We start from the raw sequence: 14,489 nt of genomic DNA, 5'->3' as shown, positions 1-14,489 counted from the left end.
TTCTTGGTGCTTTTACTCTATATTGTACCACAAAACCATTAGTAGATAAAAAAGGGAAAGTGAAAAGTCCGCTGCAACTTTTCACTTTCCCTCTATCTGAACATTTTTTATTTTAGAAAATAGAAATATATCACCACGCACAGACCTAAGATGATACGATACCAGCCAAAAAGTTTAAAATCATTATTTTTGATATAACGCATCAAGAATTTAATTGATAAAATCGATACAAAAAATGCTACGATCATACCAATTACCAAAATCAAGACTTCAGCAGCCGTATAATTCCAGCCAAATTTAACAATTTTTAAAAAGCTGGCACCAAACATAACTGGAATTGCGAGAAAAAAAGTAAATTCCGCCGCAACATACCGCGAAGTTCCAAAAATAATGGCACCTAATATCGTAGCACCGGAGCGCGAAGTTCCCGGAACAAGCGATAATACTTGAAACATACCTATAATAAAGGCTGTTTTGTAATCCAGCGTCACAAGATCGTTGATCTGTGGCCGTCTGTTTTTATTATAATTTTCAACTACAATAAATAAAACACCATATAAAATCAAAGTAAAGGCAACAACCTGGGCATTCATAAAATGTTCTTCCATATATTTATTAAATGCGAGTCCAATCACAGCCGCGGGGATACAAGCAAAAATAACTTTATACCATAAAGAAAAAGTCTGCCTCTTTTCAAGCCGAGACTTACGCGAAGAAAATGGATTGAGTTTTTCAAAATTGAGCACTACAACCGCTAAAATGGCTCCCAACTGAATCACAACAAGAAACATATCCATGAATTTAGTTTCTACATTGAGTTTCATAAACTCATTGACCAGAATCATATGCCCCGTACTACTGATCGGCAGCCATTCGGTAAGACCTTCGACAATCCCCAGAATGACTGTCTTTATAAGTTCAATTATACTTAAGTCCACAAAAAATCCCCCTGCTAAATTTCTTTCACCACATTACAATAAGCAATGTTTTTTATTATATCATAGTCAATTTACATTTTCATGTAAATTTGCTGAAAAGCAAATGTTTTTAAATAAAACAATAAAAAGAACGCATCCTTCGTCTGAGAAACTTTCTCGGACGAAGGATGCGTCCCTCTAGACAATATCTCTATGCATTATTTGTCGAATAATTGGCTCACCGACTGACGAGTAAAAATGCGGACAATAGCATCTCCTAAAGCATCAGCAATGGATAAAGTAACAATTTTTTTCGATTCTTTATCTTTCGGTAATGGAATACTATTGGTAATAATCAACTGTTCAATCGTAGAATCTTCGATCCTTTGAACAGCCGGATCACTTAAAATGGCATGTGTGCAGCAGGCATATACGGATTTCACTCCCATATTAGAAAGTGCTTTTGCTGCTTCGCATAAAGAACCAGCCGTATCGACAATATCATCGATCATAACTGCCGTTTTACCTTTTACATCACCAATGAGGTTCATTACTTCCGCACAGCCCGGTTTTGGGCGACGTTTTTCAATGATAGCAATCGGTGCCTGTAAGCGGTCAGCTAGCTTTCTAGCACGGGTTACACCGCCTAAATCTGGAGAAACAACAACGACATCCTGTAACTCTTTTTTGCTGAGGTAATCGGCAAGAACCGGTACCGCTGCAAGATGATCAACCGGAATATCAAAAAAGCCTTGAATTTGTCCTGCATGTAAGTCTACTGTAATAACTCGATTTACACCGGCAGTTGCCATTAAATTTGCCACAAGCTTCGCGGAAATAGGTTCACGTCCACGTGTTTTACGATCCTGGCGAGCATATGCATAATAAGGCACTACCGCTGTAATATTATTTGCGGAAGCACGTTTGCATGCATCTACCATGATTAAAAGTTCCATTAAGCTGTCATTGACTGGCTGGCATGTAGGCTGAATGATGAATACATCCTTACCGCGTACACTTTCGTCAATCATCACCTGTGTTTCACCATTATTAAAATGGCCAACATAAGCATTGCATAATTCCACGCCGATATGCGCTGCAACATCCCTGGCAAGTTTCGGATTGGCATTACCTGTAAGAATGCATAAATTCTCAGTGTCTAGCGTCATTTTGTTTAAATCCTCCAAATCATACTCTTTAATTATAATTTATTCAAACCATAAAATATATAAATACAACAGTCTGCTAAGCAGACCGATTTGCATCCTTAACTGCGCTTATCGCTCCAGCCTTCAATATTGCGTTGACGCTGTCTGGCAATTGCCAAAGCTGCCGGCGGAACATCTTTTGTAATGGTGGACCCTGCACCGACATAAGCGCCATCGCCTATTGATACAGGAGCGACAAGATTGGAATTACAACCGACAAAAGCATCATTACCAACTACCGTACGGAACTTTTTCTTGCCATCATAATTAACGGTGATTGTCCCGCAGCCCATATTGACACCTGACCCAATATCCGCATCGCCGATATAACTCAAATGTGGCAGCTTACTGCCTTCACCGACGGTAGAATTTTTGACTTCGACAAAATTGCCGATTTTTACTTTTTTCATGATTTTTGTTTGCGGACGAAGATGGACATACGGTCCTACGATAACTTCATCTTCAATTTCACAATCATGACCATACGAAAAATGAGCGGTTACAAAGCTGCCGATTTTGGTATTTGTAAAACGGCTGTTTGGACCAATTTCACAATGCTCACCAACCACAGTCTCTCCTTCAAGCCAGGTAAATGGATAAATAATTGTATCTTTTCCGATCTGCACATTCTTATCAATAAACGTACTGTCGGGATCCAAAATTGTAACACCTTGATTCATAAGCTCAATGTTTTTGCGCTGACGAATTATTTTTTCAGCGCCTGCGAGCTGCACCCTTGAATTAATACCCAGCGTCTCCTCATAATTATCGGCTGTCACAGCCCACACTTTTTCGCCAGCTTTATTTAAAATTTCTAAAACATCGGTTAAATAATATTCACCTTGCGCATTGTCACAATTTAAATTTTCTAACGCCTTAAATAAAACTTTGCATTCGAAACAATAAATTCCGGAGTTAACTTCTCTAATAAGAAGTTCCTGCGGTGCTGCATCTTTTTGTTCAACAATTTTTTTCACAGCACCAGCTTTTGTACGAATGATGCGGCCATAACCATTTGCATCCGGCATAATTGCTGTAAGGACCGTGGCTTTCGCACCCGCTTTTTTGTGTTCGTCATATAATTTTTTCAGCAAGTTTCCTGTCAATAGCGGTGTATCTCCACATAACACCATTACTGTACCATCGATGTTTTTGAGCAAATCTGCTGCTTGTGCAACAGCATGTCCAGTCCCTAGCTGCTCAGTCTGCACAACAAATTCTGCTTGTGTCCCAATTGCTGTTTTTACTGTTTCACCACCAAACCCAACAACCACGACATTTCTTTTTGAACCAGCATCATTTGCCGCATCTAATACTTGCTGTAACATCGCCTTGCCGCCAACCTGGTGCAAGACTTTTGGTAAAGTCGACTGCATCCGGGTTCCTTTACCGGCAGCCAAAACAACCGTCAACAAATCTGTCATAGATTTTTATTCCTCCACTTCTTATGTCCAATCAAAAAATACATGGTCCAAAACACGAAAGACTCTATGTTAGCTTAAATCTCCCAACCACTAGAGCCCCATTTTTGAACGATTCAATAACCATACATATTTTATCTCGTTCGTGTACTATGTATACTTGTGTTCTGTTCGTCTTATGTAAGATAAAAACAAACGCTGCGTGCTGCTCCTTAAATAAAGATCGTTTGTTTTTATTGCAAATTAAGTCACTTTACTATTGTAAAAATTATTTTGCCATTTGGCAAGCCCCATTTAAGAATTTATGCCCTGATTTCTCTACGTGTTTATCAAATAAGCATAAAAAAGCATAGGCACGCGTACCTATGCTCCCTAAACCTATTTTTTATTCTTTGTTTTCATCGCTTCCATACTAATCAGGAGCGTATGTTCTGATTTTTCCATATGATCTTCAGCTGCATTTTGCGCTTCAAGAACGTCCCCCTGCGCAATCGCTTCAACCAATCGGCGGTGTTCTTCCAATGTTTCTTTTAACCGTCCCGGATAGGCCATTGAAGTAGCTCGAAAACGGGTCAATTGTTCACGCAGATTAAATATTATGCCAACCAGACGCATGTTCCGGCTTGCCTGATATAAAACATCATGAAACTCTGTATCCGTCTCAACAATTTTTTCCATATCGTTTTGTTCAATATATTCACCAATTAAGACGAGCAGTCGCTGTAACTGTTCAAGTTCTTCTTCTGTAATGCGTTCAGCTGCAAGACCACTGGCAAGAGAATCCAAAGATGTTCTGATTTCAAAAACTTCATTGACATCGCGAATTGAAAGATTTGCTACATATGTACCGCGACGGGGCATCATGATTACATAACCTTCCAGTTCTAATTTGCGGATTGCTTCACGAACCGGAGTACGGCTAACACCTAATTCTTCAGCCAGCTGAATTTCCATTAAACGCTCTCCAGGCTTCAGCACCCCTTTTCGAATCGCCTCACGCAGCGTTTCACAAACGACTTCGCGTAATGGCTGATAACTATCTAATCTAATTGGTGCTAATCTTTTCTCCATCGTTAATCCCTCAATTTCCACAAACTGTTTTGGTAACAAATATTCTTGCATTCGTGAGTTTTCTCAATTGTTCCGCAATATGCTCTGCTGTTTTGGCGTCTTCAGTGAGTCCAAATACCGTCGGACCACTGCCAGACATAAGGCTCGCCATCGCGCCATGCTTCAGCATCAGCTTTTTAAGCATATCTATCTCTTTATACCTATTAATAGTAACACTTTCGAGCACATTACACAATAATTTGCCAATTCCGACAAGATTTTTTTCAGCAAGGCAAGACAGGATTTCATCTGTCTTTGGATGCTCTTTAACTTGTTCCTTTTGATAATTTTGATAGGCCCAGGCCGTTGAAACTTTAACCGGTGGTTTTGCCAAAATCACATAACATTGCGGCATACTGGGCAGGCGGGTGAGTTTTTCACCACGTCCCTCTGCCAGCATGGTTCCACCACAAAGGCAAAAAGGAATATCGGAACCAATTTTTTCACCCACAGAACAAAGTTCCTCACGTGAAAGTTCAAGACAAAACATTTCATTCATTGCCAAAATCACGGCAGCAGCATTACTGCTGCCACCAGCTAACCCTGCCGCAATTGGTATCCGCTTCGTAAGATTCATATGGATACCCTGCTCAATATGATACGTATCCATCATTAATTTGGCAGCTCGATAGGCTAAATTACGTTCGCCGCAAGGCAGCCCAGGCACATTGGTCACCAAAGTAATCCCGCTGCCTTTTGGTTCTTCGCTAAACTTAATTCGGTCACATAAACCGATCGATTGCATCACCATCGAAACTTCATGATAACCATCTGGACGCTTGCTTAAAATATCAAGTGTTAAATTGATTTTTGCATAAGCATCTACCTTTAATGTCTTTAGCACATTCATCACCCATTAATATTTATATCTATTTAAAATTATATTATATAGATATAAATATTAGCAATTTTTTTGCCATGCCGCAAGCAATTTAACTAAAACACAGACAAAAAAACATAAAATTTTATATTATTTTTGTAATACTTGACAAAAATAATATAAAATGTGATAATCAATATCAAATAGAGCACCCCGTCCCCGGGGGGGAGGTATACAATGAGTGAAGAACGAACGACTGCACTACAATATTTAAAAACCGTTCGCGGTCAAGTCGACGGTATCATAAAAATGATCCAAGATGACCGCTATTGTATCGATGTAGCAAATCAGGTATTAGCTGCCCAGTCTTTATTAAGAAAGGCTGAACTAGCCATTTTGCAAGGTCATCTGCGGCATTGTGTAAAAGAAGCCTGTATGGCAAATAATCCGGATGAAAAAATTGAAGAACTGAATCGGATTCTGGAAAAATTACTTGCAAAATAAAGAAAGAAGGATTCTGTATGAAAATTAAAGCCTTTAAAGTGGAAGGTATGACTTGTTCAGCTTGTGCCAATCGCGTAGAACGCGTTACAAAAAAACTTGATGGCGTACAATCGTCCGTCGTAAATTTTGCGGCTGAAACATTAACGATCACACTCGATGAAAATCTTGTCCAGACAAATTCTATCAAAACCATTGTTGCGGCAGCTGGTTATAAACTGATTAATCTTGAAGATGCACAGGGGAAAACCATAGATAAAGTAAAACCGATTCGACAGCGGCTGCTTTTTTCTATTATATTTGTCATACCGCTTTTATTCGTTTCAATGGGTCATATGCTGGGTTTTCCCTTGCCCGAAAGCATCAATCCCATGATTTCTCCCGTACCGTTTGCTTTTTTGCAGCTGCTTCTAACTCTACCGATCATGGCCCTCGGCTATAAATATTATACAATTGGTCTAAAAAACATGGTTTCACTGAATCCCAATATGGACTCACTCATAGCTGTCAGCACATTGGCAGCAATCGGCTATGGCTGCTTTGGAATCTTAAAAATCCTGCAAGGTGAGGTCGAATATGTCATGCACCTCTACTTTGAATCGGCTGGTACTATTTTGACGCTGATTACGTTTGGCAAATATCTTGAAGCCGTATCGAAAGGTAAGACCTCGCTGGCAATGCAATCCTTAATGAAGCTTGTTCCAAAAACGGCTGTTATTTTTCAAAGTACCAGCGAAAAAACCATTCCGATCGATGAAGTAAAAGTCGGGGATATCGTGATTGTACGATCCGGTGAGAAACTGCCTGTCGATGGTGAAATTATTGAAGGCAGTGCGGCTATTGATGAATCCATGTTGACTGGGGAAAGTATTCCTGCAGCAAAAAATATTGGCGACACCGTAATCGGTGCCAGCATCAACAAAACAGGCTTCATCAAATATCGTGCCACAAAAGTTGGGAAAGACACCGCCGTGGCACGTATCCTCAAACTTGTTGAAGACGCGCAAGGCTCAAAAGCGCCTATTGCTAAACTCGCGGATACTATTTCAGCTTATTTTGTTCCCATTGTTATGATTTTAGCACTAATCGCGGCAAGTGCCTGGCTGTTAGCTGGTGAATCTACAATTTTTGCCCTGACTATTTTTATTGCCGTTTTAGTGATTGCCTGTCCCTGTGCTTTAGGATTAGCAACCCCAACCGCTATTATGGTTGGTACGGGAAAGGGTGCCGAAAATGGAGTTTTGATAAAAAGCGGAGAAGCACTCGAAACAGCTCATGCCATTCAAACGATTGTTTTTGATAAAACCGGAACCATTACCAGCGGCACACCAACCGTCACAGACATTCAGCCAATCGGCATGACCGAAGATTTTCTTTTAACCTTTGCGGCTAGTGCTGAACAAGGGTCGGAACACCCTCTGGGCATGGCAATTGTCCAATATGCCAAAAGTCAGGACCTCACGCTCAAAAAGCTATCTGCTTTTAAAACGATTCCCGGTTATGGAATTGAAGCAACAATTGATAAACACTATATACTCCTCGGCAATCAGCCCTGGCTGTATGAAAAAAACATCACCATTCCCGAAGACGTAATAAAAACGGCTGAGACTTTAGCCGATAATGGAAAAACACCCATGTATATTGCGATCGACAATGAATTTAAAGGGCTCATTGCTGTTGCTGATGTCATAAAACCAACGAGTAAAGCGGCGATTGAAAAACTGCATTCGATGCATATTAAAACGGCAATGATCACTGGCGATAACAAAAAAACAGCGGAAGCAATTGCCCGCCAAGTTGGCATTGACACCGTGTTTGCGGATGTCTTGCCCGCAGATAAAGCCAATACCGTCAAAAATTTACAGGCTCTTGGTCAAAAAGTCGCTATGGTCGGTGATGGCATCAATGATGCTCCAGCACTCGTCCAGGCAGATATAGGTATTGCGATCGGTTCCGGAACGGATGTTGCCATTGAAAGTGCCAATATCATTTTGATGCATAGTGACCTGATGGATGTTGCTACAGCCATCAAGCTCAGCCAAGCTACAATGAAAAACATCAAGGAAAATCTCTTTTGGGCTTTTGCTTATAACATACTCGGTATACCCGTAGCTATGGGTATACTCCATGTATTTGGCGGGCCTCTCTTAAACCCCATGATCGCTGCAGCCGCAATGAGTTTAAGCTCCGTATCCGTTTTAGCAAATGCTTTAAGGCTCCGTAATTTTCACGCATAATAAATCCATATTATAAATAAAATAATAAAAAAGGTGGTCTGTTCCATGAAAAAGATTTTAATCGAAGGCATGAGCTGCGCACATTGTACCGCTCATGTAAAAGATGCATTGACAAAACTTGCTGGTGTAACCGAAGTGAAAGAAATAAATCTCTCTGGTAAATATGCTCTAATTGAAGGCAGTGCTGACGATGCCTCTATTAAAGCAGCGATTGAAGAAGAAGGCTACGACGTGGTCGGTATCCAAGGTTAATCCAAAATCTTAATTTACTTATAGCACATTTTCTTTGAAATAATTCATAGAAAATGTGCTATTTTTTGTACAGTCTTTTCAATAATTCATATTTATAGATAATTTTTATTGTATTTCGTAATAGAGTGCTCTATAATTATTATATGCAAGTCTAATATCTTCAAAGGAGTGAATTGTATGGATGTAGTAACCTTATCACGTTGGCAGTTTGCAATCACAACAATCTATCATTTTTTATTCATCCCATTAACGTTGGGACTCACGATTTTCATTGCACTTTTAGAAACTTGTTATGTGAAGACAGACAATCAACGCTGCCTCGAACTTACCCATTTTTGGGGTAAAATTTTCCTTGTAACCTTTGCCATGGGTGTTGTTACCGGGATTGTTCAAGAATTTCATTTCGGCATGAATTGGTCGGAATATTCGCGATTTATGGGTGATATTTTTGGTGCCCCACTGGCTCTTGAAGCACTCAGTGCATTCTTTCTAGAATCAATCTTTTTAGGAGTATGGATTTTTAGCTGGGATAAGCTGCCAAAGAAAATCCATTGTTTAACAATCTGGCTCGTTGCTTTTGCCAGTAGTTTATCCTCTTATTGGATCTTAGTAGCAAATTCATTTATGCAGCATCCTGTTGGTTTTATTATCAATAACGGACGCGCTGAAATGACAGATTTTCTAGCATTACTTACAAATTCGTATGTCTTTGGTCAACTTAGCCATACCATATCTTCTGGTATTGTAACCAGTGGAATACTCATTGTTTCGGTGAGTGCGTATCAATTGCTCAAACAAAAGCATCTTGAAACGTTTCGTATTTCTTTAAAAGCCGGCATCATCTATTCCTTGCTTGGTTTAGTCGCAGTTATGGGAACCGGTCATTTGCAAGCACAATATATTGGTAAAGCACAACCTATGAAGCTGGCATCTGTAGAAGCATTATGGGAAACGCAAGACCCTGCACCATTTACGGTCTATGCTGACGTCAACACAAAAACACAGACAAATTCATCAAATATCGAAATACCAAATGTACTTTCTTTTTTGGTCTATAATGAACCAAAAGGAGAAATAAAAGGTATCAAACCTCTGCAGGCCGCTGCTGAAAAGCAATATGGGCCCGGCAATTACATACCGGACGTCACGGGTCTGTTCTGGAGTTTCAGAATCATGATTTTAGCAGGTCTCATCATGACTGGTTTAGTTCTAGTGGGCGGACTTTTAGCTTTTAAAAATAAAATTGAAGCCTGCCCTGTATTATTAAAAGCATTAATCGTCATACTTCCACTGCCGTTTATCTCGAATTCAACCGGCTGGTATATCACAGAAGGCGGGCGACAACCCTGGATGGTTGTCGGGTTACAAAAAGTAGCCAATGCCGTATCGCAGAATATCACTCCGACTGAAGTTTGGATTTCTTTAATTGGCTTCACTGTTGTATATTTTGCTTTGGCCATTGTCACAATTTATATCATTTTGAAGTTTATAAAAAAAGGTCCTGAAGTTCCTAAAGAAAGGAGTGCTGCATAATGGATCTCACTATTATTTGGTTTGTTTTAATCACTGTTTTATTCATCGGCTTTTTCTTTTTGGAAGGCTTTGACTACGGTGTTGGAATCTTATTACCATTTATCGCAAAAACAGATCAGGAACGCCGTATCATCATCAACACAATCGGTCCAGTCTGGGATGGTAACGAAGTTTGGATGATTACAGCTGGCGGTGCATTATTTGCCGCATTCCCTCATGTATATGCAACGATGTTCAGTACCTTTTATTTGGCATTATTTTTGATGCTGCTGGCACTTATCATGCGTGGTGTATCATTTGAATTTCGCAGCAAACATGAAAACAAAAGCTGGCGCAGCTTTTGGGATTGGATGATATTTTTCGGCAGTGCTGTTCCCGCATTACTGTGGGGTGTCGCCGTAACCAATTTGATCCAAGGTTTGGCAATTAATGAAAAAATGATTTATACTGGCACTTTTTTTGATTTGTTAACACCTTATACAATCGTCGGCGGCTTGACTTTCGTATTGGTCTTCACCTTCCACGGAGCTGTATTTTTGATGCTTCGTGTTGAATCAGCCAAAACGATAGCTGCGCTTCGCCAAATGGCACAAAAAATAGGAATACCAGCTGCTTTGGTATTTGTCCTCTGTATGATTTTAACTTATACAAATACAAGTCTATTTTCCAGTATGCTGGCTGCTAGTTCACTATGTGCAGCAGCCATTGTTTTTCTTGCCAGTTACGGCTGCGTTTTTACTGAAAAATATGTACCGGCCTTTGTGTTAAGTTCTTTGGCCATTGTTTTTACAACACTTGCTTTCTTTGCCGGTCTTTTTCCAAGACTCATGGTATCGAGCCTCAATCCGGATTGGAGCTTAACTATTTACAATGCGTCATCTTCACAGTATACTTTAGGTATCATGACAGTAGCCGCACTTGTACTTGTACCTATCGTATTGATTTATCAAGGCTGGACGTATTGGATTTTCCGCAAGCGCGTTTCTGGGAAACATTTGGAGTATTAATTTATGCTTAATAAACATTTAATCAAAGAAATAAAACCCTATAAAAAGAAATTTGTTCTGCTCTTTATGCTTAGTATCACAAATGCTGTTTGCACAATCAGCATTGCGTATGCACTCATGAAGATCATCAACGGAGTTTTTCTCGCAGACATGAATTTGAAGGAAGCAGCACCGTTTTTTGCGATGCTGCTTTTCCTTATGTTTGCCAAAGCCTTCGTCCGTTGGCAAAATCAGCTGACTGCACATGACATATCCTTGTCTATCCAGCAAAAGCTGCGCAATCGCCTGCTTAATCATATCGTAACAGTCGGTCCCGAAGAAATGTCACAGGAAAAAACTGGAGACTTAGTTACATTATTCACGAATGGAATTGAAGGACTCGATGATTATTTCACAAAGTTTTTACCACAAGTCGTTACAGTAGGCATAATCCCACCGCTGATTTTAGTAGCGGTTTTACCGATGGATTGGATTTCCGCTTTACTTTTTTGCCTGACAGCACCGCTTATTCCTTTATTTATGATGTTAATCGGTCGCTTGGCCGGCAATGCGAATGCCAAACAATGGAAAACACTTTCCACCTTAAGCATCCATTTTCTTGAATTGTTAGAAGGACTTACTACCCTAAAGATTTTTAATCAAAGTATAAATCAAATCAAAGAAGTCACTCGCTTGAGCAACGATTTTCGTGATGCTACCCTCAAAGTTCTCCGTTTGGCATTTTTATCCTCTTTTGTTTTGGAATTAATCTCAACACTAAGCATTGCCCTGATCGCCATTGGCATTGGTCTGCGCTTATTGCAGGGGAATCTGGCGTTTGAAACTGCTTTTTTAGTATTGCTGCTTGCACCAGAATTTTATCAACCGCTCAGGCAAAGCGGAGCTGCTTTCCATGCAGCGATGACAGCAACTACGGCGGCGGATCAGATCTATCGGATTTTAAAAAAGCCACTGAATATTCCCCACACAAACCTACAGCGAATCGAAAAAACTACCGTTCCTTTTTCGATTCAATTCGAAGATATCTCGTTTCGTTATCAACAAGAACGCGAAATTGCCCTGCGCGGTCTCACCTTTTCGATTGAAGCCGGAAAACATATCGCCATTGTTGGCGGCAGCGGTGCGGGAAAATCAACTATTTTCCAGTTGCTGCTCCAATTGGTACAACCACAGAAGGGTGAAATTAAAATTAATGATCTTTCGCTTTGTTCCATTGATCCAGTATATTGGCGCAGCCGCATCGCTTATGTTCCACAAATGCCGCATATTTTTAGTGCATCGGTCTTTGATAACATCGTTCTTGGAAACACGGTAGCTGACGAAAATGATGTCATAGCGGCCGCCAAAGCGGCCGCTATCCATGAATTCATTCTAACTTTGCCAGAGGCTTATCAAACCAAGCTTGGTGATGGCGGACAGCCACTCAGCGGCGGACAGATGCGCCGCATCGCAATTGCCCGGGCTTTTCTTCAAGATGCCCCGCTTATCTTACTTGATGAAATGACCACTGGACTTGATACAAAAACAGAAAAAATCATCGCCCAGTCCGTTGCAGATCTAACGTATAAAAAAACTGTACTTACGATTGCCCATCGCTTAGACTCTGTAAAAAAGGCCGACAAAATCCTTGTCATCGAAAAGGGTCAACTTGTGGAAAGCGGTACCCACGCCGAATTACTGCAAAAAGGTGGTCGCTATTTCACTATGACAGCTGCCGATCGGAGGAACCTATGAAAACATGTATAACATTGTTGAAGCTTTTTGCCCCGGCATTACCGACCATGCTGCTTGCTTTATTGGCTGCCTGGCTCTGTATGCTTACTTCAATCGGACTCATGGCATCCGCGGCTTATCTAATTGCCCGAGCGGCCTTACATCCGATGATTTATGAATTATCGATTGCAATTGTCGCGGTACGCTTTTTTGGTATCTCACGAGCTGTGTTACGCTACGCTGAGCGCTATATTTCGCATGATGCCACATTTCGTATTTTAACAAACTTACGTATCTTTTGTTATGCGTGTTTAGAGAAAATTGCCCCCGCAAAACTTGTCGGTTATAAAAGTGGTGAACTTTTTGGCCTGCTCATTGAAGAAATCGACGTATTAAAAGACTTTTATCTACGAGTGCTGTCACCACCGCTTACCGCTGTATTAACCCTGGCAACGATCTCAGGTATACTTTTTTTCTATAGTCCGACAGCCGCGATCTGGCTCATTATGGCCTTTATTATGATAGGACTGGGTCTCCCTTACCTTGCTTATCATTTCAATCGTTCAGGAAGCACTTATTTAAGAGAAGCAAAAGGTATTTATAAAAGTGAATGTATTGATATAATTCATGGCTTAAATGACATAAAAGTTTTCCATTATGATGAGAAAAAATTCGCCATCAATCAAAGGATAGCAAGTCAAATCACCACCCAGGAGCGCAAAGTTTTTCGCACCACCGCTTTAGCCGATGCAGGTGCCGATCTCATCGCCAATTGGACTTTACTTGCTATCTTAGCCTGCTTAATTCCTTTAGTGCGCTCAAATCAAATCAGCGGCATTCATTTGGCTGTCTTCACTCTTGCCGTCCAGAGTTCTTTTGAAGCAGTCCTGCCCCTGCCTTCGGTATGGCACTATTGTTTAGCCGGTTTGGATGCAGCAAAAAATCTATTTAAAATCAGCCAGCTTGATATTGCCTTACATCCCACGGCAAAGACCCATCCGAACTGCCAAGGCAATAAAGCACTGCTGATTGACAAACTTGATTTTTTCTATAAACCTGACACCCCCGTTTTCAAAAATCTTTCATTTTCCATTGTCGCAGGTGAAAAAATCGCCATTGTTGGCGCCAGTGGCAGTGGCAAAAGTACCCTGTTTAATCTACTTTTACGGCTGTGGGAGCAAAATTTTGGTATGCTCTATCTAAATAACGTTCCTTATGATGCCATGACTGGAGAAACTGTCCGTCAAGCATTTCGTGCTATCACACAAAATACATATATTTTCCAGGGAACCATTGCCGATAACTTCCGAATTTTGTATCCTGACTGCACGGAAGCAGAAATTCTGACTGCACTGCAAAAAGCCCAGTTGCATGATTTTATTTTATCTTTAAAAAATGGTATCCATACGGATATTGGTGAAGATGGCAATCAGCTCTCGGGCGGGCAGCGCCAACGTCTGGCAATCGCCCGTGCACTTTGCCGGCCAACACCGATTTTGCTGCTTGATGAACCAACAGCCAGTCTGGATTCCATTACGGCCCAACATATTATGGATACGATTATCAAAACGCTCGATAACCGTACCATGCTTTTGATTACACATGACCTGCGCGGTCTTGCCTCAATGGATCGAATAATGGTATTAAAAGATGGTCAGGTCATTGAACAAGGAAGTTATCATGAACTGCTCCGTAAAAAGGGTGAGTTCAGCACCATGCTAACTTACCAGCGCGCTCTATAAAAAAAACGAAGCTGCGATCAATCGATCA

Annotated in this window: 12 protein-coding genes; 7 read left to right on the top strand and 5 right to left on the bottom strand. The window is 40.7% G+C overall.

Translation table 11 applies throughout. From position 1 onward, the window contains the following. Positions 1 to 107 precede the first annotated feature (107 nt). The 5 genes from BMY14_RS11120 to ispE form a co-directional block, all read right to left on the bottom strand. Entirely contained in the window at positions 108 to 938 is an 831-nt protein-coding gene (locus tag BMY14_RS11120; RefSeq protein ID WP_177177557.1) for an undecaprenyl-diphosphate phosphatase, read from the bottom strand. Positions 939 to 1,135: 197 nt separating this feature from the next. Beyond that, a complete protein-coding gene (locus BMY14_RS11115) occupies positions 1,136 to 2,086 on the bottom strand; it encodes a ribose-phosphate diphosphokinase (protein ID WP_091831739.1) in 951 nt (316 codons plus the stop codon). A gap of 98 nt (positions 2,087 to 2,184) precedes the next feature. Next, entirely contained in the window at positions 2,185 to 3,549 is a 1,365-nt protein-coding gene (glmU, locus tag BMY14_RS11110) for a bifunctional UDP-N-acetylglucosamine diphosphorylase/glucosamine-1-phosphate N-acetyltransferase GlmU (RefSeq protein WP_091831738.1), read from the bottom strand. A gap of 375 nt (positions 3,550 to 3,924) precedes the next feature. Further along, positions 3,925 to 4,617, bottom strand: coding sequence for a GntR family transcriptional regulator (locus tag BMY14_RS11105; protein ID WP_026329360.1), 693 nt, complete (start codon positions 4,615 to 4,617; stop codon positions 3,925 to 3,927). A gap of 10 nt (positions 4,618 to 4,627) precedes the next feature. After that, the gene (ispE, locus tag BMY14_RS11100; RefSeq protein WP_091831736.1) at positions 4,628 to 5,506 is read right to left on the bottom strand and encodes a 4-(cytidine 5'-diphospho)-2-C-methyl-D-erythritol kinase; all 879 of its coding nucleotides are present in this window, start codon (positions 5,504 to 5,506) and stop codon (positions 4,628 to 4,630) included. A gap of 207 nt (positions 5,507 to 5,713) precedes the next feature. On the opposite strand from ispE, the gene BMY14_RS11095 reads away from it, so the two are divergent. The 7 genes from BMY14_RS11095 to cydC all read left to right on the top strand — a co-directional run bounded on the left by BMY14_RS11095 (position 5,714) and on the right by cydC (position 14,461). Continuing rightward, positions 5,714 to 5,980 carry a metal-sensing transcriptional repressor gene (locus tag BMY14_RS11095; RefSeq protein ID WP_019554004.1) on the top strand — a complete coding sequence of 89 codons (267 nt, stop codon included), beginning with the start codon at positions 5,714 to 5,716 and terminating at the stop codon, positions 5,978 to 5,980. 17 nt (positions 5,981 to 5,997) lie between these two features. Further along, positions 5,998 to 8,214: a heavy metal translocating P-type ATPase gene (locus BMY14_RS11090; protein WP_091831734.1), complete on the top strand. Its 2,217-nt coding sequence runs from the start codon at positions 5,998 to 6,000 to the stop codon at positions 8,212 to 8,214. 45 nt (positions 8,215 to 8,259) lie between these two features. Then, entirely contained in the window at positions 8,260 to 8,466 is a 207-nt protein-coding gene (locus BMY14_RS11085) for a heavy-metal-associated domain-containing protein (RefSeq protein WP_019554002.1), read from the top strand. Between the two features lie 177 nt (positions 8,467 to 8,643). Beyond that, positions 8,644 to 9,999 carry a cytochrome ubiquinol oxidase subunit I gene (locus BMY14_RS11080; protein ID WP_091831732.1) on the top strand — a complete coding sequence of 452 codons (1,356 nt, stop codon included), beginning with the start codon at positions 8,644 to 8,646 and terminating at the stop codon, positions 9,997 to 9,999. Further along, entirely contained in the window at positions 9,999 to 11,006 is a 1,008-nt protein-coding gene (cydB, locus tag BMY14_RS11075; protein ID WP_091831730.1) for a cytochrome d ubiquinol oxidase subunit II, read from the top strand. The genes BMY14_RS11080 and cydB overlap by 1 nt, the downstream gene beginning before the upstream one ends. Before the next feature lie 3 nt (positions 11,007 to 11,009). Then, the gene (gene cydD, locus BMY14_RS11070) at positions 11,010 to 12,740 is read left to right on the top strand and encodes a thiol reductant ABC exporter subunit CydD (RefSeq protein WP_091831728.1); all 1,731 of its coding nucleotides are present in this window, start codon (positions 11,010 to 11,012) and stop codon (positions 12,738 to 12,740) included. Continuing rightward, entirely contained in the window at positions 12,737 to 14,461 is a 1,725-nt protein-coding gene (gene cydC, locus BMY14_RS11065; protein WP_091831727.1) for a thiol reductant ABC exporter subunit CydC, read from the top strand. The genes cydD and cydC overlap by 4 nt, the downstream gene beginning before the upstream one ends. Positions 14,462 to 14,489: the final 28 nt, after the last annotated feature.

It is taken from the genome of Propionispira arboris (assembly GCF_900109225.1).
Taxonomy (GTDB): Bacteria; Bacillota; Negativicutes; order Selenomonadales; family Selenomonadaceae; genus Propionispira; species Propionispira arboris.
The sequence above is the reverse complement of the archived record's forward strand: the minus strand, read 5'-3'. Positions and strand labels throughout refer to the sequence as shown.